The following is a 19461-nucleotide window of genomic DNA, read 5'->3' as shown; positions in this document are numbered from 1 at the left end:
TTTTCAATACAAGTATAGTGTAGCAGAACGTCCGTGGAGGGACAACTTAAAAGGGGCCGAACGAGTGTCAAACTATAGCGATCTGGGTCTTGCCTTCTCTAAACCCACCAGATTCTGGCCCGACTGCAGCAAGCCGATAAACTGCTCAATTAATCGACGATCGCACGAGCCCTCCTGCGCTGCCTGCCGCATGATCATAACGGCCTGATGCAGATCAAGGGACGGCTTGTAGGGCCGGGCCGTCATCAGCGCATCATAGATGTCAACCGTCTGAATGATCCGGGCGGCCAGCGGAATCTTCTCTCGCGCCAAGCCGTCGGGATACCCGCGGCCATCCCACCGTTCATGATGGTGACGAATGATGGGGAGGACAAATTTCAACGACTTGAGCGGCTTGCAGATCCGCTCTCCGATGATCGGATGTTCCCGTATGATCCGCGACTCCTCTTCCGTCAATTCCGTCGTCTTATTCAGGATCGACTCCGGGACGGCGATCTTCCCGACGTCGTGCAGATAGCCTCCCCTATGCAGCGCTCTGAGTTGGTCCTTGGGCAGGCCAAGGCTTCGTCCGAGGGCTACTGAGTAGCGCGCTAATCGCTCACAGTGGCCATCGGTGTACGCATCCTTAGCCTCAACGCTGAGGGCCAGCGCGCACAATACGTCCTCCGCATCTTCCAATTCATCAGTAAACTGCTTGACCCTGAGCAGAGAGCGGACCCGCGCGCTCAACTCCGCCGGATGAAACGGTTTGCTCAAAAAATCGTCGGCCCCGACCTCGATGCCACGGATTCTGTCCGGCAGATCGCTAAGCGAGGTCACCATCACGATGGGAATCAGGCGGGTTCGCTCGTCCTCCTTCAGCCGGGTGCAGACCTCAAACCCGCTCATCCCCGGCATGATCACATCGAGCAGAATCAGATCGGGCGGCCGGGTGGCCACCAATTCAAGGGCGCGTTTCCCATCGGTCGCTGAGATGATCTCATAGCCCTGAGGGGCTAGAATCGTTTCAATCAGAGCGGAGTTGACCTCCTGGTCGTCTACGACCAGGATCGTCCCACGGGATGGAGGCAGAGGATTGATCACTGTACACCCCCAACGAGGGCTGCCGTCTCACTGATACCGAGTTCTCCGTGAATGGGTTCTGCGCTCATCAGCTCCGTCAACGATATGGGGAGCACCGACACCCCGAACTCCGTCTCAAAACATTCGACCAATGTGTCGGTCACCTTACACATCGAGATCGGACGGCTCAGCTCCTGCGCCATACTGGTCATTGCGACATCCTGGATCCCGCACGGAACGATCAGACCGAACGGCGTCAGATCCATATCGACGTTCAGGGCAAAGCCGTGGCGGGTGATCCAACGACCGATATGAATGCCCAACGAGGCGATCTTGCGCTCGCCGACCCAGACGCCCGTTCGGCCAGATGAGCGACCGGCGGTAATCTTGAACCGGCCTAAGGTCGTGGTCAGGACCTCTTCGAGCCGGCGAAGGTATCGATGTACGTCGCGGCCGTGATCGGTCAGATTGAGGATCGGGTAGCCTATTAACTGTCCAGGACCGTGATAGGTAATGTCGCCCCCGCGCTCGACCTCAAAAAACTCAATCCCCAGCCCGGCGAGGATTGATTCCGGGCAACGGAGGTGCGCTTTCTGTCCGGCTCGTCCGAGGGTAACAACCGGTGGATGTTCGACAAGCAGCAGGATATCACCCAGCGACCCTTCGGCCCGAAGGGTCGCTAACCGTCGCTGCAGCGTGAGTGCGTCAGCATAGGGTACGCGTCCGAGGTCGATCAGGCTACACGTACGCATGGACGATACCGGGGGTTAGGAATTGGGGATTGGGTGTTAGGGAACAACAAAAAGAGCTTCTCGATCCCATTGTCTAATCCCCAACCCCTATACCCTATCCCCTGCCACTACATGTGAAGGGACCGGCCGAGAACGGCAAGCGCGGCTTCCCCCATTGCCTCACCAAGCGTCGGGTGGGCATGGATCGATCTGGCGATCTCCTCTGGGGTAGCCTCCATGGTAATCGCCAGACCGGCCTCGGCGATCAATTCAGTCGCATGGGCGCCCATGATATGCACGCCCAGAATCTCGCCATGTTCGGCATCAGCGACAATTTTCACCATCCCCTCGGTCTCGCCGAGCGTCGTCGCCATTCCGCTGGCGCTGAAGGGAAATCGTCCGACACGTACCGTATACCCGTTTGCCTTTGCCTTTGCCTCGGTCAGACCGATGCCGGCGACCTGCGGGTCGCAATAGGTGCAGCTCGGGATTCTCCGCGGATCGACCGGCGTCACATCATCAAGTTTGGCCATCTTTTCGACCGCAACGATCCCATCGTGGGAGGCCTTATGGGCCAGAAGCGGCGCGCCCGCGAGATCGCCGATGGCGTAGATCCCGGCAACGCTCGACTCCATCCACTCATCGATCGCAACAAATCCGTTCTTCGTGGCGACACCCAGCTCGTTCAGGCCGCCCACCTCGGAGTTCGGCATCCTGCCGACCGCCACCAGGACCGTCTCGCCAAGAAGCTCTTGGCTCTTCCCATTGCTCGATATCCTGACCCTGGCCTGTCCGGCCTCGACGCTCACCTGCTCAACGCTGGTGCTGGTGTGAATCGTCATCCCTTTCTTGATCAGGGCGCGGCGGAGCAGCGCGGTGATCTCTTCATCCTCATACGGCAGGATCGTCGGCAGCAGTTCGACCAGTGTCACAGCCGTTCCATACGCCTGATAGATGTCCGCAAACTCGACGCCGATGGCCCCGGCACCGATGATAATCATCGATGCCGGGGCGTGATCCAGCAGCATCGCCTCGGTACTCGTCAGCACGATCTTCCCATCGACCGTGACGTTCGGCAGCAGCCTGGATCTCGACCCGGTCGCCAGGAGGATCCGCTCGGCGCGGATCGCACCGCTCGTCTTACCCTCTCGATCCGCAATCTCCAGTTGCTTAGCCCCGACAAGACGGGCCTCTCCGGGGAAGACACCGATCTTATTTTTACGCGTTAGGAATTCAATCCCCTTGGACAGTCGCTCTGCCTTCTCGCGGCTGCGCTTGACGGCCGCCCCGAAGTCTGCCCGGAGATTGTCCGCGTAGATACCGAACTCCCCGGCGCGGCGCATGAGCGATAGCACGTGCGCGTTCTGAAGCAGTGCCTTCGTCGGGATACACCCCCAATTCAGACACGTTCCGCCCAGGCGATCCCGCTCGATGAGGGCGACCCGCATCCCAAGCTGCGCGGCGCGTATCGCCGCGACATAGCCGCCGGGGCCTGCCCCGATGACCGCCAGATCAAATGTACGCTCATCCCCCATGATGGTCCTTCTGGTCTGTTGAGTCTGTCCGGTCTATCTGGTCTATCTGACTGAACGACCGAATAGACTGAATGACCAATATGTTAGAGAACGAGGTGCAACGGTTGCTCAAGCAGCCGCTTCACCTCTTGGAGGAATACGGCCCCTGTTGCCCCATCCACCGCTCGATGATCGCACGACAATGTCATTCGCATCCGCTGGCCGATCTGCACGACGCCGTCCACGACGACCGGCTTGCCCTGAATTCGTCCGACGGCGAGAATGGCGGCCTCCGGCGGGTTGATGATCGCGGTAAACTCATCGATCTCATACATGCCCAGGTTTGAGACGGTAAAGGTCGCCCCGACGTACTCTTCCGGCCTCAACTTCTGCGCCCTGGCCCGCTCGGCCAGACCCTTCGCCTCTTTGGCAATCTGTACCAGGCTTTTGCCGCCGCAGTCGCGCAATATGGGGTTGATCAGCCCCTCCTCAAGCGCCACCGCAATGCCGATATGGATCTGCGAATAGGCGCGAATCCGGTCGTCCATAAACGAGACGTTCATCTTTGGATGTCGTCCCAGCGCCATCGCTACCGCCCTGATGATAATATCGGTGAAGGTTACCTTGAGATCGGGCATCTGGATCGCCATCGCGTCGCGCAACTCCGCCGCCTTTTCCATGGCCACCTCGACCGTCAGATAGAAATGAGGGACGGTGGCCATGCTCTGGGCAACGCGCTTCGCGATCGCCCGGCGCATCGGAGACAGCGGACGATCCTCAAATTCCGCCGACGGAGCGCCGATCGCCACGGCCGACTCTAAAGCTGCCGGCGCCGATACAATTGATGGCGCCTGCTGACCAGCCGTTACGGATGTTGGTGTCGCAACAGCCAGATCGCGACGGACGATCCGCCCGCCGGGACCGGATCCCCTGAGCATCGACAGATCGATCCCCTGGGCCTTTGCGAGCTTCCGTGCCAAGGGTGAGGCCTTGATCCGTCCCGCCGTCTCCAGAGCGGGACCGGTCGGCGCGGGCATGGTCGGCTGAGTCGATATGGCGGCAGGCATAGATGACACACCAGACGGCACCAGCGCCGCAATATCCTCGTCCGCCTCGGCTATCACCCCGATGGGCTGGCCGACCGGCGCCGACTGGCCGGCCCCGACAAGTATCCTCCGAAGGATACCGGATCCGAAGGCCTCCATCTCAATATCGGCCTTGTCGGTCTGGACCTCCGCGATGATCTCGCCGCCCTCAACCCGGTCCCCTTCCTTCTTCAGCCATCGAAGGATCTTTCCCTCCTCCATGGTGTCGCTCAACCGGGGCATGACCACGGTAATAGCCATCGTCGCGTCGTCTCCCTCCTCTGCAGATCTAGGGTATAATAGCGTGTAGGGTGTAGGGTGTAGGGAATGAGAGGAACAGGACAACATGGAAACGAAAACGACTCACCTTCATCCGTCTGTTCCCTGAACTCTTTACCCTGTCTAAATGGCGAGGACCTTTTTGACCGCCGCAATCAGTCGTTCCTTACTCGGAATCTTGGCGCGCTCAAGATTTTTGGCGTACGGTGTCGGGGCATTCGCGCCGGTGACCCGCTCGACCGGTGCATCCAGATAATCGAAGGCCTGCTCGGAAATGATCGCGCCGATCCCCGACCCGATCCCGGCGAATCCGGCGCCCGACTCCATGACCACTGCTCGATTCGTCTTTTTGACCGACTCGATGATAAGATCAATATCTAGGGGGCGGAGCGTACGCGGATCAACGACCTCAACCGAGATCCCCTCACGCTCCAACTCTTCGGCTGTCTGTAAGGCCAGCAGCAGCATTGTGGAGTAAGCGATGATAGTCACATCGCGTCCCTCGCGCTTGATCTCCCCGACCCCAAGCGGGATAGTGTAGTCACCGTCGGGTACCTCGCCCTTGGTCCCGTACAGCAGTTCCGACTCGATGAAGATGACAGGATCATCATCCCGAATCGAGCTCTTGAGCAGTCCCTTGGCATCCTTGGGGGTCCCGGGACGCACGATCTTGAGACCCGGAACATGATAGAAATATGACTCCATGCTCTGAGAGTGCTGGGCCGCCAGTTGATGGGCGGGGCCGCCTGGCCCGCGAATGACCATCGGGACATTGTACTGCCCGCCGGACATATAGAGGATCTTCGCGGCTTGATTAACGATCTGATCGATTGCCACCAGCGCGAAGTTAAAGGTCATCATCTCCACAATAGGCCGCAGGCCGACCATGGCCGCGCCGATCCCGACGCCGGTAAACCCGGCCTCGCTGATCGGGGTATCGATCACCCGCTTGGAACCGAACTCTTCGAGCAGACCCTGGCTGACCTTATAGGCCCCCTGGTAGAGGCCGACCTCCTCCCCCATCAGGAATACACGAGGGTCCCGGCGCATCTCTTCGCGGAGTGCCTGGTTCAGGGCCTCTCGATAGGTAATGATCGCCATAACTTTGTTTCCTCCCTCAGCGCTCGGAGACGTAGACGTCGGTGCACAGCCACTCGAGTGGCGGCTCCGGGGAGGCGTCGGCATACCGAACCGACTCCTCTACGATGACTCGAACCTCCTTCTCCAGCGCTTTCCAATCCGACTCCTTCATCACCGCGTCGGCCATCAGACGATCCCGAAACAGGAAGACGGGGTCCCGTTGTTTTTCGCGCTCGACCTCTTCTTTCGTTCGATAGGTCCCCGGATCCGCCGTCGAGTGCCCACGGAATCGGTAGGTCTTCGCCTCAATAAAGGAGGGAAGATGCTCTCGGCGCGCCCGTTCAACCGCCGCGCCCACACATTCCCGAACGGCCAGGACGTCCATCCCATCGACCGCCTCTCCGGGTATCCCATAGGCCTCAGCCCGCCGATACAGTTCGCTCACTGTGGTCGCGCGCTCTACGGCGGTCCCCATGCCGTAGCGGTTGTTCTCGCAGATATAGACGATCGGCAGGTGCCACAGGGACGCCAGATTGAGCGCCTCATGAAATACCCCCTGGTTCACGGCGGCGTCCCCAAAGAAGCAGAGCGTCACCTGATCCTTCCCCTCGTACTGGCTCGCAAAGGCGGCGCCGGTCCCGATCGGAATCTGTCCGGCCACGATCGCGTGGCCGCCCAGGAAGTTGCGCGCCTTGTCGAACAGGTGCATCGATCCGCCCTTGCCTTTACAGAGGCCGTCTGCCCGTCCAAACAACTCCGCCATGATTTTACCGGGATCGCACCCCTTGGCCAGGGCGTGACCATGTTCCCGATAGCTGGCAATGACGTAGTCGTCCGGCCGCAGGACGGAGATCGCCCCTGTCGCCACCGCCTCCTGGCCGATATACAGATGGAGAAAGCCGCCGATCTTTCCCATCGCGTACATCTCGGCGCACTTCTCCTCGAATCGACGCATCAGGAGCATCATCCGGAGCAGCTCTACCAGCTCCTTGCGCTCTAACTTGTGCATCACTCAGTCCCCCCGCGCTCGCGCTTCCGGCTGACCTCCTCAGCCTGGCCGCGCGCATGGTATGAACTCCGAACCAACGGTCCGGATTCCACATATTTAAACCCCATCTCGTCACCAATCACTTTCAGTTCCGTGAACTCCTCCGGGGTATAATATTTTCTAATCGGCAGGTGCATCGGACTCGGACGCAGGTATTGGCCCAGCGTCAGGATGTCACAATCCACCGCCCGAAGGTCCGCCATTGTCCTGAGCAGTTCTGCCCACGACTCACCGAATCCCACAATCACCCCGGACTTGGTCGCCAACGTAGGCGCCATGCGCCTCGCCCTGGCCAACAGATTGAGCGACTGTTCATAGTCCGATCCTGGACGCACCTCCCGGTACAATCGGGGAACTGTTTCCACGTTGTGGCTGAGAATCGCCGGCGCGGCCTCGACGACGGTTCGCAGGGCTGCCTCATTACTACGGAAATCGGGAACCAGCAGTTCGACGCTGCAATCGGGCAAACGTTCCCGAATGCGACGCATGACTGCCGCAAAGATGCTCGCGCCGCCGTCGGCCAGATCATCGCGATTGACCGAGGTGATGACCACATGGGCCAGCCCCAACTCGGAAATCGCCTTGGCCACACGCTCCGGCTCGGCCAGATCCAGTTCCGTCGGCTTTCCATGCGCGGCCGCGCAGAAACCGCAGTTACGGGTGCAGACCTCGCCCAGAATAAGGAACGTCGCCGTAAGCTGCTGCCAACACTCGCCGATATTGGGACACAACGCCTCTTCGCAGATGGTGTGAAGCTGATGCTCGCGAAGGAGCCGCTTCAACCGAAGGTAATTAGGTGAGCCGGGGGCCCTGACCTTCAGCCATGGCGGCTTGGGTGAGCCGACAATCTCGGGAAGCGACAGAAGCGGTGTTGTCTCGATCGGTTGGAGCACACATGCCTCGCTTGAGCCCGCAAACGTGATTGATCGGGTGCCGTATTGGCAGGCAGACGACTAGCGCGCTGTGTGTCCTTGTATCACGACTGGAGCCGTCTGTCAAGCTTCCTTGACTTGTTCTGAGGGCTCGGAATAATGCCGTATCAGCCCTCTCACAGCTAAGCCTAGGTACCGATAAAGCCCAGTAACGACACGGCCACCTCGGGGAAGTCACGCAGGATCTGCTGGTCGACCGTCACCAAGGTAATCCCGAGGTCCTGGGCAAGCGCTACAAACTCGCAATCGTAGGCCGAACACGAACTCGCAGCAACCAACTTCAGCACGTGTTCAGAGTCAACATGGTACTCGTTACCATCCATGAAGCTAAGCGCTTCACTCATGATCTGCCCACTCTCCTCTAACGACAACCATCGCTTGCGAATATACAGGGCGAGCACATTTCGAAACTCACTCCGCCACAGCAACGGCGCGGCCCAATCCCCCTCTTTCAGCAGGACTCGTTCAACCTGCGCCGAATGCACGCTTTCCAGGTACAAATAGCCGATTATATTTGTGTCGACGACGATCACGGGCGGCCCACAAGTTTGGCTGCCTTGAATGTACTGTCAGCGATTGGATGACGCCTGGTTTGCCGGCGCAGCTCTCGTGCGCGCGCGAGCAGAGCCTCAGTGTTGATCTTCCGGCCCCGCACCACACGCTCGATACAGGTAATCACTTCACTATTGATGCTGCGCCGGTTGGCCGCAGCCGACCGTTTGAGCAGTTCGTATAGATCAGGAGGAATATTTTTGACGGTAATCGCTGGCATGTTGAGCCTCCTTAACGGTTACAATATGGAACCATTATGGTACTAGCACCGCTCAATGTCAACCCAGTTATGCCTTAGGGGGTTGAATCATCATGCCCAGGCCAACACTCCCCTATTCCCGTCCGCATCATTGTTCCAAAAGTCTCCCGTGTCGGTCATTGCGAGGAGCGCCGCGACGAAGCAATCTCACCGTTCTCCGCAATCTGAAAAACGCTGAGATTGCCGCGCTCCCTCCGGTCGCCCGCAATGACGAGTCAGTGAGTGGCGCGGTCTCCCAACAGACTTTCACGCCCATGAGCACACCGCCAGGCATGGCGGCACCGCCCCCGTGGGCTCTTCTGAAATTTCGTTGACAACCCCGTAGAATGACTAGAGAATTCCACATATCGTGACGACCCTCGACCTGATGCCACGCGGATAGAATGGTAGTATACGATGATATGAAGTGTGATATCTGCGGTAAGAACGGTGCGAAGGTCCGACGCCTGACACAGACCGTCGGCAGGGGCAGCTCCAGCTTCCTCGTACGTAACGTGCCCGTTGTCAGTTGTTTGAGCTGCGGCGAGAGCTATCTCACTGCTGAGACGCTCAAGGAACTCGAGCGAATGCGGCTACACTGGCGCGAGTTGACCAAGCAGGAGAAAGTGCCGGTTGCAACCTTCGTGGACACGGCATGACCCGCCCCTGCCGCCGTTCGGATCTCTCAGCAACTGATAGGTAAGACGTTTGGCGGCATTGTCCGCCGCGGCAACACCGTCTTCACCGGACCTGGACGATGACGCGGCGCTCGCGGGGGCCGTCGAACTCCATGAACATGATGCTCTGCCAGGTCCCCAACATCAGCTTTCCGTTTTTCACCGGCACCGTTTCACTCGGGCCGAGGATGGTCGCCTTGATGTGGGCCGCCGCGTTGTCGTCGATCCGGTCGTGGCGCCAAACCCCCTCCGGAATCAGCTTCACCAGCGCGTCCTGGAGATCCAGGCCGATGTTGGGATCGGCATTTTCGTTGATGGTGACGGCGCCGTCGCGTGCGGGACAAAGACCGTGCACAGCCCCTCCTCCAGACCGTCCTGTGCCGCAATCTCCCGAACCCTCGACGTGATATCGACCACCTGCAATTTGTGCGTCGTCTTGACGGAGAACTCGCGCATCTGCGGCGTTATTTCGCTTGACTTGAGCTGTTGAATGCCAGAACTATGTATACTGCTCTTCTATCACAAAAGTGAGAGTTAATCATATTTGATCATATTTCTACCGTATATGCTTTTTTTCTTGACAATTTCCTATGATTTTGATTTATACAGCAATATTCATCTTTTCGTCCAGAGCGGCTGACAGACGAGGGTGAGGAGGCGATCCGGCTCAGTGCGTAAGGTCCGAGGGGGGCGGGTGGAAGATGGTAAGAGAGATCTCTCGGCGAGGGTTTATGGGAGTCACCCTCAAGGCCTCAGTAATCATTGGTCTCGGTCTTGGCGCCGAGAAGGGGTGGGCCGAAGAGGGATTGCGCTGCCGGAAGTGTGGAAGCCTCCATCGTCCACTCCCCCGAGAATATCGGACCTACTGCGCAAATTGCGGGATCCATCTGCAGCGGCTCGTGTACGACATCGCGTGCGAGAAAAAGGAGAGGCGATGCGACGGATGCCTGAGCGGAAGAGGGGAAATCCCGGCGTGCTGCCAGATCCCCTTCCCAAACATGGCGTACCTCAAAACCTCTCCTAAGCCGTACCTTTCCCTCTCGTTGGTCAGGATGTGAACCGGGGCCCTCTTTTAGATCTGCCATCCGGCAGGGTCTCGCGCTACGCGGGACGCGCACGATGCATGCCAGCGCACGTAGCCGTGACGGCTACGTGCTCAGGAGTCTCAGTAAAAGGGACCCCGGTTCACTTTTTCGAGCAAGGGCGCCATGGCTCGATGGGATGAGGACAAAGAGGCCTTCATCAGAAACCTGATCCAGGTCAACCTGAGGGCCGGGGTTGAACCTGAATTGGTAGACCTCTTGGCCGCTTATGCCCGGATCCGCCTCCAGCAGGGGGACAAGGTCACCTTCTACAGCGAGGATGCCGACCTACCTGGAAGCCGGAGGAAGGCCGTCAGGGCCCTCCTGGAAGCCAACCGCCACTTGGATCCCCGGGCCCTGAGTTTTCTCAGCACCTACGCCGAGGCCATGGTCCAACGGGGGCTTATCCCCATCCTGACTCGTACCCATCTCGCCAAACTTTTAGAGGTCTCCGAAAACGAGCTCTCGGATCTCGCCACTTGTACCGACAGATACTACGACGTCTTCTCCATCCCCAAAGCAAACGGCCAGAGGCGAAAGATCCAAGCCCCAAGACCTCCGCTCAAGGAGATCCAGCAGCGAATCGCGGCACTGCTGGAGCGGGTCAAGCTCCATCCCGACGCCCACGGCTTCAGGGGAGAGCGCTCCATCCTGACGAACGCCCGGCTCCACCTCGACAGGCAGGTCGTCATCAACCTGGATGTGAAGGACTTCTTCCCCAGCATCACCTTCGAGCGGGTTCTGGGGTGCTTGGGCTCCCTCGGCTATCCTCACGGTGTAGCGCTGCTGTTGACACAGCTTACCACCTATCACGATGTTATTCCAACCGGCGCACCGACGAGCCCGATTCTCTCTAACCTGATCTGCCGGAGGCTCGATCTGAGACTGTCTCGCCTCGGGGACCAGCTCAACTTTCGCTACAGCCGCTATGCAGATGACATGACCATCTCCAGCGAGGACGGGGGGATCGTCCGGCGCCTTCCGTTCTTCAAGGAAATCATCCGGGAGGAAGGGTTTGAGGTTCACGAGGAGAAGATCCGGGTCATGCGCAAGGGGAGCCGACAGCAGGTCACCGGCGTGATCGTCAATGAGAAACCCAACCTTCCTCGCCAGGAACTGAAAAAGCTCCGGGCCGTCATCCACAACTGCCTCACCGCGGACTTGGAGACCCAGCGGATTCGGTGGGCCCTCACTGAGAAGGGGCTCCAAGACCCTGACGGGTTCGCCATGGAGGCCTTCAGGCGTTCGCTCTGCGGGCGCGTGAGTCTCGCGCGCATGGTAAATCCCAGGGCCGGGGTGCAACTGCTTGACATGCTCAAGCGTGTGGAGTGGAGGATTTAAAGGCGGATCATGCCGTTCAAGGGGAAGGCGCTCTGCCTGATCGTCGTCCTCCACGCGCTTGTGCTGCCGGTCGTGGCGCAGGCCGCCCTGGGGATCATCGTAGCCCGCACAGCCGACCTCAAGGTGGTCCGAAAGGCGATGGAAGGGGAAGGGGTCGTGGTGAGGAATGGGCGAGAGTTCTACTCAGGGAGGATTGGCGCTGTTCCGGTGGTGATCATCCGATCGCCCAGGGGGAAGATCCAGAATGCCATAACCACCCAGATGCTCCTCCAGCACTTCCCCATGGACAGGGTCATCTCCCTCGGGACTGCCGGGGCCCTTGATAATGCGCTTGAGCCGGGCGATATCCTGATCGCCCAATCGGCCTTGGAGCACGATACCGGCACCATGAAGCCGTACGGGCTGATCTGGGAGGGGCGAGATAACGAGGGGTCGAGAACAAAAGATTCCTCAGCGGCTCAGCGAAAGTTCACTACCCTTGCACGAGAGGCAGCCTTGCGACTCTCAGAGCGGAATGGAGGATTTCATGTCGTGGAGGGGCCTCTTGTCTCCGGCGACCAGTTCATCGCCTCCGAGCCGAAGAAGGAGTGGCTGGTCAAACGCTTCGGCGCCAAGGCCGTGGATATGACCGGGGCGGCTGTGGCCCAGGCCTGTGAAGCCCATGGCGTGCCATTTCTCCTCATCCGTCTCATCACCGACCGGGCAGGCGATCAGGCCGGGGACGAGTACGTGGACTCGCTCCGACGCTTTGAGGGACGATTGGGCCAGATCGTGACGGAGTTCGTCAGGCAGATGTCGTCCTCACCTGTCACCCCAGAAGCTACGCCATGACGGCGCGAAGAGCACAGGTGGGACTGAGCCTTGCCCTGCTCCTCCTGAGCATACCCCTTCTGGTCTCGGAGGCGCCCGCCGGGGAAAAGGAGTGCCTCACGCAAGGCCTCAGCGCCGAGAGGGACAAGAACTACGCTCAGGCGATCACGCGCTACCAGCAGTGCCTCTCACTATTTTCTCAGCAGATCAAGACCTCGATCTCGATCTATCAGAAGCTCTTGAGAGTCTACCAAGTCCAGGGGCAGACCGAGGAGATTCAGCGGGTCGTCAGTTACCTCAAAGCGACCTACCCCACCCCGGAGTGTGACTTGAAAGACCTCGAGCGGCTGGCGCATATGTACCTGGAGTACGGCGCCGAGGCGGACGGACGTCAGCTCCTCGCACGTATCGTCAGCGAACACGCCACCTCACAACGCCCTGAGGAGATCAAGGTGGCGCTTCGGGCGGCTTCGAAGCTGTTAGCCTCCTATGAGAAACACGGCGAGCGTGAGGCTCAGGCACAGCTTATCGGCCACCTCCAACGCCATTATCCGACCCGAGCGTTCGAGACCAAAGACACCTACGACCTGGCCGTGATCTACCTCAAATACGAAGACGTGGAGGCAGGCAAGGCCCTACTCCAGTGGATTGCTGAGCGTCCGGGTGATGATGCTTTTGCCAAGAAGGCCCTCTTCCTCCTCGGTCGAAAGGCCATGGCCGCCCGGGATTGTGAGGCAGCCATTCGCCACTACCGGGCCTACATCGAGCGCTACCCTCAAAACCTCTTCTATGTGCAAAAGGCCTACCAGCGGATTGTGAGCTGCCACTGGGCCGCGGGACGGAAAGAGCTGGCTGAGGAGGAGCTCAAACAGATCGCCGACATTGTCAACGGCATTGCCGACTACCGCAGCCAGATGAACTTTGCTCGAGACCTCCACTGGAAGGGGAAGCATGCTTTGGCCCAGGCAACCTTTGCGTCGGCCTTGGCCCTCGCCAATCAGGTGATCGAGACCCAGCCAGGAAGCTATGAGGCCATGAAGGCGTACTACGAGATGGAGCGGCATGGACATGCCGTTGGCCGCTACGACGTAGTGGAACAAGCGGCGGCCGCCATCGCCTCGGAGTTCGAAACCTTGAGAGGGCAGGCTCGTGATCCCGGGCTCAAGAGTGCCATTGAGCAGATCACCTCCCAGTCGTATCTCTGGCTCGGCAAGACTCGCCAGGATCAGGGGCGGCACGCGGAGGCTGCGGTGATCTACGAGGAGTTTCGGTTCCGGTATCCCAAGCACAAAGATCACGATTACGCCACCTATGAGCTGAGTCGGGCTCACGAAGGACTCGGCCACATGGATCAGGCCGTTCAGCTCTATCAATCCGTGGGTGACGGTGGAGATGGTGTCTGGAAAAAGGAGGCTGCCAAGCGGCTGAAGAGCGTAAGCGATGGGAGTTCGACAGGGGTCAGGCCGCGATGAGGGCGCGCGCCGCAAGTCTCTTCGTGGGGTGGGTGCTGCTGGTCCTGTGGGAATCTCCTGTCCATGCCTGGGTCTGCACCGTCACGGTTAGTGGGCCATCGGAGGCGGTGGTGGGCGAGACCATCACACTGACCGCAACGGCCACCGTTCCAGGAGGGTCCTTTGACTGGTCACTGACCCATGGCCTCAGCCCCTTGGGAGCTTCCGGCACCTTCACATACACAGGGAGCAGCCCGGAGACGGTGACCATCAGCGTCAATTATCTGAACCCGAAAGGTCCCCCATGTTCGGCCAGTCACACCATCGCGATCATCGCCCCCACGCTAACCATCGTCCAGCCCCAGGCAACCTGGATGTTTATCACGGAGACTGAGACACGGGTGGCGAACCTCACGGCATCGGCGACGATCTCGCCGGATCGCATCCATACGCAGTTCGCGTCTGGGATTAGCTGGGAGCTGCCGGCTGATCCCACCAGTGGCCCATCGACGACCCTGACCGGCCAGGGAGAAACGTGGACGCCCCAGATTGATGTGCCCCCTCACGGGAAGGACGGAAGGCCGGGGCCACTTTCCTATACCTTCATGGCGAAGGTGACCATCTTTGGGAACACCTGGGACGCCACCCCGGTCACCGTGACAGAGCGCAGCCCAGACCCCGTTCGCCAGCAATATGTGGACCACGCCATCAAGGTCCCTGCGCGAGAAGACTTCGTAGGCGATCGCATCCCTCTCAAGCCCGAGCTGCCGGCTGGAGAGGCCGCCACGCAGACGGCTTATGCGGATTGGGTGCGCCAGACCCGACAGAGAGATACCGCCTACCGACTTGCGAATAATCGTTCCAGCACCTACCGCACCCCTCAGTACAATGAGTCCCTCAAAAAGGACCGAGGGTCCAAAGATCACAGCCTCCACCAGTACGGTTGGGCCGTGGATTGGTCACCGATTCTGGATGAGGGAGGGGGTCCAGGAAAACGAGACGATTGCGTTGAAATTGCGAGAAGAGCGAAGCTCTACGGAGGGGCAACTTATAGCTACTGCGCCCCGAAACTTACCCACGTCCATGGTCAGTGGCGTGATTACATACGAGTTTCTGACTTCCACTTCCCAAACATTTTGGAGCAGTGACAATCATGCGTCCACTTATTATCGCCGTTGCCGCGATCGGTCTGATCTTTTTGGGAACAGTAAGCGCGGCAGAGACCTATCCTCCCGCGCCGCAACGAGACGCCCTTAAGCTAGCGTTTTTCCTCTCGGAAACTCTGGCCCCTAATCTCCACCTCTTTACCCGCACCCTCGCCGCTGGCAGACTGGAGGGTGAGAAGTCCGATGTGCTCGTCGTTGAAAGCCGAAACCCTCAGCGAGCCGGTCTCACTGAGCTACATCTCTATACCTGGAGCCTAGCGGCATTCAGAGAAACTGGAATGCTCGAAGAGGGAAATGTTAGCTTAAGTGCACTCGTGGTCGCCGATATCGATCGCAACTCGAAAGGCGAGCTCATTTACTATGCCCCTATTTTCGAGGATCCGGAGAAAGCCGCAGGAGCCTTTCTAGTGGTTCAAAAAGAAGGGGAGCAGTGGAAGCGGAAGACGTTTCGCGTGCCCCTCGATGCCCAGCCCCAAGCTCTCGTTGCCGGGAAGCTTGTGGACCCGAAGCTGACAACTCTGGCCATTGATGCGGCGTGGTGGATGCCGGAGGACCCCGAATATGCTTTCGACGACGTGGTATTCTTCACATGGGAGGGTAAGGGCTTTCGTCAGGGTTCCAAGATCCACCTCAAGTACGATGTGCAGAGCCTCGTCCCTTTGGACCTGGATGGCGATGGGCGTGACGAACTGCTGATCCTTGGAGACGGGACGTCCACCTACGACGAGCCCCACAAGAAGTGCCAATTCGAGGTCTACGGGTATGATGTAAAGATCAAGGGCATGAGAGCGTTGGCCCAGTCTGTCCTCCCGTTTGAGGAATGCATGGGCAATAGGCTTGTCCTCGTGCGCGCGCTGGGGCGGCCCCACCTCCTCTTCATTCGCGGACACGAGATCTACGAGGTCAAGCTGCCAACAGGAATGGAGGCCCAGCCGACGGTTGAGCTCAGGGCCACGACCCATATGAACACCCCTGACGTAGCAGTGGGAGACATCGACGGGGATGGCAACCAGGAACTTCTTATCTCGGCCATGAAATTTGTCCAGGAGAAGCCCGAGCACGGCTTCTTCATCTACAAGTTCTTCCCCCAGTAGCCCAGCCGGTCATCGTGGCGCAACGCAGCACCGGACCGCTTAGCTGACCTGGACGATGATCCGCCGCTCGCGCGGGCCGTCAAACTCTACGAGCATAATGCTCTGCCAGGTGCCCAACACCAACCGCCCGTGCTTGACCGGCACCGTCTCGCTCGGGCCGAGGATGGTCGCCTTGATGTGGGCCGCCGCATTGTCGTCGATCCGATCGTGACGCCACACCCCCTCCGGGATCAGCTTTCCTAACGCCTCTTGAAGATCGTCGCCGATGTTGGGATCGGCATTCTCGTTGATGGTGACCGCCGCGGTCGCATGCGGCACAAAAACACAACACAGCCCTTCCTCCAGACCGTCCTGCGCCACGATCTCCCGAACTCTCGATGTGATATCGACCACCTGATACTTGTGCGTCGTCTTGACGAAAAACTCGCGCATCTGCGGGGTCATCCCACCTCAGTTCGAAGAGGGTGGGTGCGGGCAGCGGAACATGCGGCGACCAACTCGTCGAACCGCGCCTCCGGCAGGGCCGGCCTCCCGAGCCCTATCGAGCGAAGGCCGCCGGTGCCGTGATAGTCGGAGCCGCCGACCGCCACCAGGCCGTATTCCAGACGCATACGCTCATACCGGAATACCGATTCCGTGTCATGCTCCGGATGATACACCTCAAGGCCGTCAAGGCCGTGCTGCACAAGGAAGGGAACGATCTCGTCGCGGTGGTAATCTCCAGGGTGCGCCAGAGATGCGAGACCTCCAGCCGCCTTGATCGAACGTATCGCCATAGAAGCAGGAATCCGGGATCGTTCCACATAGGCGGGCTTGCCGGATGTCAGATACCGGTCGAAGGCATCCTTCAACGACGTCACATACCCGCGTTGGATCATCGCCTGTGCCACATGGGGGCGTCCGACCGAATAGCCCGGCGCCAGCTTGACGACCTCACCGACGTCAAGCGGGAGACCGAGAGTCCAGAGCTTTTCGATCATCCGATGCACCCTCCTGATTCGATCACTGCGGGAGGAGGTCAAAAATTCGGCCAGTTGGTGATCGGACGGATCAATGAAATGACCAAGGATGTGAACCTCAAGCTCCTCCGCATGGGCGGTGATTTCGACGCCTGCGACGATCTGCAGTCCCACCCGTTCCCCTTCAGCTATGGCCGCCGGCAACCCCTCGAGCGTATCGTGATCGGTGACGGCCAGGACGGCAATATCTGACGCTTTCGCAAGACCAACAAGGTCTTGGGGAGAACGTACGCCGTCTGAAGCGGTCGAGTGAGCGTGTAGATCGATCAGGGACATGAGACGAGTGAGGCGTGATTAGTGGCTGGCGGCCATGAGTGACACCTGCTGCGGCAGCAAACGTTCCGGATGGCTGTACACATTGAATCCTTCGCTACGGCAGTAGCCGATCACGGTGATGCCGAAGCGCTTGGCCGCGGCAATAGCGAGGCCGGTGGGTGAGGTACGAGAGATAACGAATGGGGTCCGCATGTGGGCCCCTTTGCGGAGCATCTCGGACGAGATCCGACCGGTAGATAGGAGGATTCGCCCGGCGGTGGAAATCCCTTGCAGCAACGCTTCACCGTGAATTTTGTCCAGTGCGTTATGACGGCCGACGTCCTCAGCAACCAACAACAATCGCTTGCCATCGCTCAGGGCCGCGGCGTGAATACCACGCGACTCCCGGTAGAGATACGCCTCAGCATACAACTGTTTCATGAGATCGAACGGTTGCTCCGGATGCAGGGTCGCGTCTTCAGGGAACCCCGTGACTCCCTCCATCGGCATGCCGAACGTGATCCCTCCGGTGCACCCGGAGGTCAGGATGCGCCGATGCGGGGGGGTAAATTTCTGAGTCAGCCTGACATCCGCCACCCCCTCCTCGGCAAACACCTCAAACGATCGCACCTCATCGAGCGAGCGGATGATCCCCTCAAAACTGAGAAATCCCAGGACCAGTCCGTCGAGCTTGACCGGCGTACAGAGCAATGTCGCGAGTTCATGCCCGTTGACGAAGATCGTGAGGGGTTGCTCTCCTACCACCGGGATCTCGACCGTCTCGAATGAACCGCCGCGATACCGAACAATCCGATGCATAGCCATATCAGTACCAGAGGGCGCCTAAGACGTACCCGATGCCGTAACCCGCAACCGAGACCAGGAGCCCGATCCCCATCATCTCCAACCCGCTCTTCCACCAGGTCTTTTTGGTGAGGACGGTTTTCCCTGCCCCGGTGACAAACAGGGCCGACGCGGCCACGCCGATCGACGCCACAAACGCCCATCTCAGTTCGAGAAAGAAGTATGGCAGGATCGGTAAAAACGCTCCGATAAGCGACGAAACCCCGATCAGCAGGCCGACCTTTGCGGGGTTGTCGAATCGATCCTCAATCAGTCCCAACTCCTCCATCATCATCGCCTTGAGCCAGACGTCCCGGTCGGCCGTCATCCGAGCCACGACCAGCTCGACCTCACGATCCGAAAAGCCTTTGCTCCGATAGATTTCACGCATCTCATCGCGTTCCCTCTCCGGCGCGGTCTCGATCTCTAACCGTTCCCGAACGATCTCCCGTTGGTAAAACTCCCGTTCCGATTTGGTGGACAGATAGCCGCCGAATCCCATTGACAGGGTCTGGGCAACCGCCTCCGCCAGCCCAGCGACGATGATGATACGCCAACTCGCATTTGCCGCATTGACCCCCGATAGGAACCCGATGGTGGTGATCAGACCATCGTGCATCCCAAAGACGACCTCGCGGATGGCCCGTCCCTTCCGAGAATGCCAACCCTCCTCAAATTCAGTAATCCCCGGGGCAGCCGTGCTCATTGTCTCGCCCCTTCAGCCTGTCTGGGCACGAAGCGCAGATAGGCAGGATCCGGCATCAACCCTCTTTCGCAGTCAGTATCTGGAGTTGAATCTGCCGCTCCCTCGGTCCGTCCAGCTCGGCAAAGATAATGGACTCAAAGGTTCCGAGGTTCATCTCCCCATCTACGACCGGAACCGAAAGCTGCCGGCCAAGCAGGAGCGAACGAAGGTGCGAGTCGGCGTTGCTCCGATCGCAATCAGAGTACGATGGATCGTTATGGCGATAGCCGTCTCCCTGTCCGACCAGCCGGTTCAGCAGATCCTGGATGTCGTGCAGCAGGGCCTCTTGCCACTCATTGATGAACAGCGCCGTCGTCGTGTGAAGAGAGTTGAGGACGACCAACCCCTGCTTGATCCTATGCCCCTGGATCAGATCTCGCACACGCTTTGTCAGGTCCATGAACTGGAGCCGATCCTCCGTCGCTACCGTAAACGTTTCGTGCCTGATTACCATGCC

21 protein-coding genes and 1 pseudogene are annotated in these 19461 nt (G+C 59.4%); 7 read left to right on the top strand and 15 right to left on the bottom strand.

Translation table 11 applies throughout. The features are described from left to right. Positions 1–72 precede the first annotated feature (72 nt). The 9 genes from C3F12_09530 to C3F12_09490 form a co-directional block, all read right to left on the bottom strand. Positions 73–1083: a metal-dependent phosphohydrolase gene (locus C3F12_09530; protein ID PWB46272.1), complete on the bottom strand. Its 1011-nt coding sequence runs from the start codon at positions 1081–1083 to the stop codon at positions 73–75. Next, the gene (locus C3F12_09525; protein ID PWB46271.1) at positions 1080–1814 is read right to left on the bottom strand and encodes a lipoyl(octanoyl) transferase; all 735 of its coding nucleotides are present in this window, start codon (positions 1812–1814) and stop codon (positions 1080–1082) included. The genes C3F12_09530 and C3F12_09525 overlap by 4 nt, the downstream gene beginning before the upstream one ends. A 107-nt stretch (positions 1815–1921) precedes the next feature. Beyond that, positions 1922–3328 carry a dihydrolipoyl dehydrogenase gene (gene lpdA, locus C3F12_09520; GenBank protein PWB46270.1) on the bottom strand — a complete coding sequence of 469 codons (1407 nt, stop codon included), beginning with the start codon at positions 3326–3328 and terminating at the stop codon, positions 1922–1924. 83 nt (positions 3329–3411) lie between these two features. Continuing rightward, positions 3412–4653 carry a dihydrolipoamide acyltransferase gene (locus C3F12_09515; GenBank protein PWB46269.1) on the bottom strand — a complete coding sequence of 414 codons (1242 nt, stop codon included), beginning with the start codon at positions 4651–4653 and terminating at the stop codon, positions 3412–3414. Positions 4654–4794: 141 nt separating this feature from the next. Next, complete coding sequence (locus C3F12_09510) at positions 4795–5772, bottom strand: pyruvate dehydrogenase complex E1 component subunit beta (GenBank protein PWB46268.1); 978 nt, start codon at positions 5770–5772, stop codon at positions 4795–4797. Positions 5773–5788: 16 nt separating this feature from the next. Continuing rightward, a complete protein-coding gene (gene pdhA / locus C3F12_09505; protein PWB46267.1) occupies positions 5789–6760 on the bottom strand; it encodes a pyruvate dehydrogenase (acetyl-transferring) E1 component subunit alpha in 972 nt (323 codons plus the stop codon). Next, on the bottom strand, positions 6760–7692 hold the full coding sequence (gene lipA / locus C3F12_09500) for a lipoyl synthase (GenBank protein ID PWB46266.1): 933 nt from the start codon (positions 7690–7692) through the stop codon (positions 6760–6762). The genes pdhA and lipA overlap by 1 nt, the downstream gene beginning before the upstream one ends. Positions 7693–7859: 167 nt before the next feature. Continuing rightward, a complete protein-coding gene (locus C3F12_09495; protein ID PWB46265.1) occupies positions 7860–8264 on the bottom strand; it encodes a VapC toxin family PIN domain ribonuclease in 405 nt (134 codons plus the stop codon). Next, positions 8261–8503, bottom strand: coding sequence for a DNA-binding protein (locus C3F12_09490; protein PWB46264.1), 243 nt, complete (start codon positions 8501–8503; stop codon positions 8261–8263). Before C3F12_09490 ends, C3F12_09495 begins: the two co-directional genes overlap by 4 nt. A gap of 440 nt (positions 8504–8943) precedes the next feature. On the opposite strand from C3F12_09490, the gene C3F12_09485 reads away from it, so the two are divergent. Beyond that, positions 8944–9180 (top strand): YgiT-type zinc finger domain-containing protein, encoded by a 237-nt coding sequence (locus C3F12_09485; GenBank protein ID PWB46420.1) that lies wholly within the window; start codon positions 8944–8946, stop codon positions 9178–9180. 82 nt (positions 9181–9262) lie between these two features. Here C3F12_09485 and C3F12_09480 read toward each other — a convergent pair. Then, positions 9263–9654 (bottom strand): annotated as a pseudogene (locus C3F12_09480) (hypothetical protein). 245 nt (positions 9655–9899) lie between these two features. On the opposite strand from C3F12_09480, the gene C3F12_09475 reads away from it, so the two are divergent. The 6 genes from C3F12_09475 (at position 9900) to C3F12_09450 (ending at position 16142) form a co-directional block, all read left to right on the top strand. Continuing rightward, positions 9900–10256 (top strand): hypothetical protein, encoded by a 357-nt coding sequence (locus C3F12_09475; protein PWB46263.1) that lies wholly within the window; start codon positions 9900–9902, stop codon positions 10254–10256. Between the two features lie 150 nt (positions 10257–10406). After that, on the top strand, positions 10407–11621 hold the full coding sequence (locus tag C3F12_09470; protein ID PWB46262.1) for a hypothetical protein: 1215 nt from the start codon (positions 10407–10409) through the stop codon (positions 11619–11621). A 9-nt stretch (positions 11622–11630) separates the two neighbouring features. Continuing rightward, entirely contained in the window at positions 11631–12452 is an 822-nt protein-coding gene (mtnN, locus tag C3F12_09465; GenBank protein ID PWB46261.1) for a 5'-methylthioadenosine/S-adenosylhomocysteine nucleosidase, read from the top strand. Further along, positions 12449–13903, top strand: a complete 1455-nt coding sequence (locus C3F12_09460; GenBank protein PWB46260.1) for a hypothetical protein — start codon at positions 12449–12451, stop codon at positions 13901–13903. The genes mtnN and C3F12_09460 overlap by 4 nt, the downstream gene beginning before the upstream one ends. Further along, a complete protein-coding gene (locus C3F12_09455) occupies positions 13900–15030 on the top strand; it encodes a hypothetical protein (GenBank protein ID PWB46259.1) in 1131 nt (376 codons plus the stop codon). Before C3F12_09460 ends, C3F12_09455 begins: the two co-directional genes overlap by 4 nt. Beyond that, complete coding sequence (locus tag C3F12_09450) at positions 15027–16142, top strand: hypothetical protein (GenBank protein PWB46258.1); 1116 nt, start codon at positions 15027–15029, stop codon at positions 16140–16142. Before C3F12_09455 ends, C3F12_09450 begins: the two co-directional genes overlap by 4 nt. A 39-nt stretch (positions 16143–16181) precedes the next feature. Here the strand turns inward: C3F12_09450 and C3F12_09445 are convergent, their stop codons facing one another. The 5 genes from C3F12_09445 to C3F12_09425 are packed head-to-tail and all read right to left on the bottom strand — an operon-like array spanning position 16182 to position 19458. Further along, entirely contained in the window at positions 16182–16574 is a 393-nt protein-coding gene (locus C3F12_09445; protein PWB46419.1) for a hypothetical protein, read from the bottom strand. Positions 16575–16582: 8 nt separating this feature from the next. Next, positions 16583–17437 (bottom strand): hypothetical protein, encoded by an 855-nt coding sequence (locus tag C3F12_09440; protein PWB46257.1) that lies wholly within the window; start codon positions 17435–17437, stop codon positions 16583–16585. Between the two features lie 18 nt (positions 17438–17455). Further along, positions 17456–18241 (bottom strand): formate dehydrogenase accessory sulfurtransferase FdhD, encoded by a 786-nt coding sequence (locus tag C3F12_09435; GenBank protein PWB46256.1) that lies wholly within the window; start codon positions 18239–18241, stop codon positions 17456–17458. Position 18242: 1 nt separating this feature from the next. Then, positions 18243–18965 carry a hypothetical protein gene (locus C3F12_09430; GenBank protein ID PWB46255.1) on the bottom strand — a complete coding sequence of 241 codons (723 nt, stop codon included), beginning with the start codon at positions 18963–18965 and terminating at the stop codon, positions 18243–18245. A gap of 55 nt (positions 18966–19020) precedes the next feature. Next, the gene (locus C3F12_09425; protein ID PWB46254.1) at positions 19021–19458 is read right to left on the bottom strand and encodes a hypothetical protein; all 438 of its coding nucleotides are present in this window, start codon (positions 19456–19458) and stop codon (positions 19021–19023) included. Positions 19459–19461: the final 3 nt, after the last annotated feature.

This window comes from Candidatus Methylomirabilota bacterium (genome assembly GCA_003104975.1).
In the GTDB taxonomy this organism is placed as follows: Bacteria; Methylomirabilota; Methylomirabilia; order Methylomirabilales; family Methylomirabilaceae; genus Methylomirabilis.
Note: the sequence above shows the minus strand (reverse complement) of the source record. Positions and strands in the feature narration are given on the sequence as shown.

Excerpts from the sequence above, each read along its gene's own strand:
- C3F12_09455 (PWB46259.1), top strand. The coding sequence starts at position 13,900 with ATGAGGGCGCGCGCCGCAAGTCTCTTCGTGGGGTGGGTGCTGCTGGTC.
- C3F12_09475 (PWB46263.1), top strand. The coding sequence starts at position 9,900 with ATGGTAAGAGAGATCTCTCGGCGAGGGTTTATGGGAGTCACCCTCAAG.
- C3F12_09430 (PWB46255.1), bottom strand. The coding sequence starts at position 18,965 with ATGAGCACGGCTGCCCCGGGGATTACTGAATTTGAGGAGGGTTGGCAT.
- C3F12_09425 (PWB46254.1), bottom strand. The coding sequence starts at position 19,458 with ATGGTAATCAGGCACGAAACGTTTACGGTAGCGACGGAGGATCGGCTC.
- C3F12_09470 (PWB46262.1), top strand. The coding sequence starts at position 10,407 with ATGGCTCGATGGGATGAGGACAAAGAGGCCTTCATCAGAAACCTGATC.
- lpdA (PWB46270.1), bottom strand. The coding sequence starts at position 3,328 with ATGGGGGATGAGCGTACATTTGATCTGGCGGTCATCGGGGCAGGCCCC.
- C3F12_09525 (PWB46271.1), bottom strand. The coding sequence starts at position 1,814 with ATGCGTACGTGTAGCCTGATCGACCTCGGACGCGTACCCTATGCTGAC.
- C3F12_09490 (PWB46264.1), bottom strand. The coding sequence starts at position 8,503 with ATGCCAGCGATTACCGTCAAAAATATTCCTCCTGATCTATACGAACTG.
- mtnN (PWB46261.1), top strand. The coding sequence starts at position 11,631 with ATGCCGTTCAAGGGGAAGGCGCTCTGCCTGATCGTCGTCCTCCACGCG.
- C3F12_09485 (PWB46420.1), top strand. The coding sequence starts at position 8,944 with ATGAAGTGTGATATCTGCGGTAAGAACGGTGCGAAGGTCCGACGCCTG.
- C3F12_09435 (PWB46256.1), bottom strand. The coding sequence starts at position 18,241 with ATGGCTATGCATCGGATTGTTCGGTATCGCGGCGGTTCATTCGAGACG.
- C3F12_09440 (PWB46257.1), bottom strand. The coding sequence starts at position 17,437 with ATGTCCCTGATCGATCTACACGCTCACTCGACCGCTTCAGACGGCGTA.
- C3F12_09460 (PWB46260.1), top strand. The coding sequence starts at position 12,449 with ATGACGGCGCGAAGAGCACAGGTGGGACTGAGCCTTGCCCTGCTCCTC.
- C3F12_09515 (PWB46269.1), bottom strand. The coding sequence starts at position 4,653 with ATGGCTATTACCGTGGTCATGCCCCGGTTGAGCGACACCATGGAGGAG.
- C3F12_09510 (PWB46268.1), bottom strand. The coding sequence starts at position 5,772 with ATGGCGATCATTACCTATCGAGAGGCCCTGAACCAGGCACTCCGCGAA.
- C3F12_09445 (PWB46419.1), bottom strand. The coding sequence starts at position 16,574 with ATGCGCGAGTTTTTCGTCAAGACGACGCACAAGTATCAGGTGGTCGAT.
- pdhA (PWB46267.1), bottom strand. The coding sequence starts at position 6,760 with ATGCACAAGTTAGAGCGCAAGGAGCTGGTAGAGCTGCTCCGGATGATG.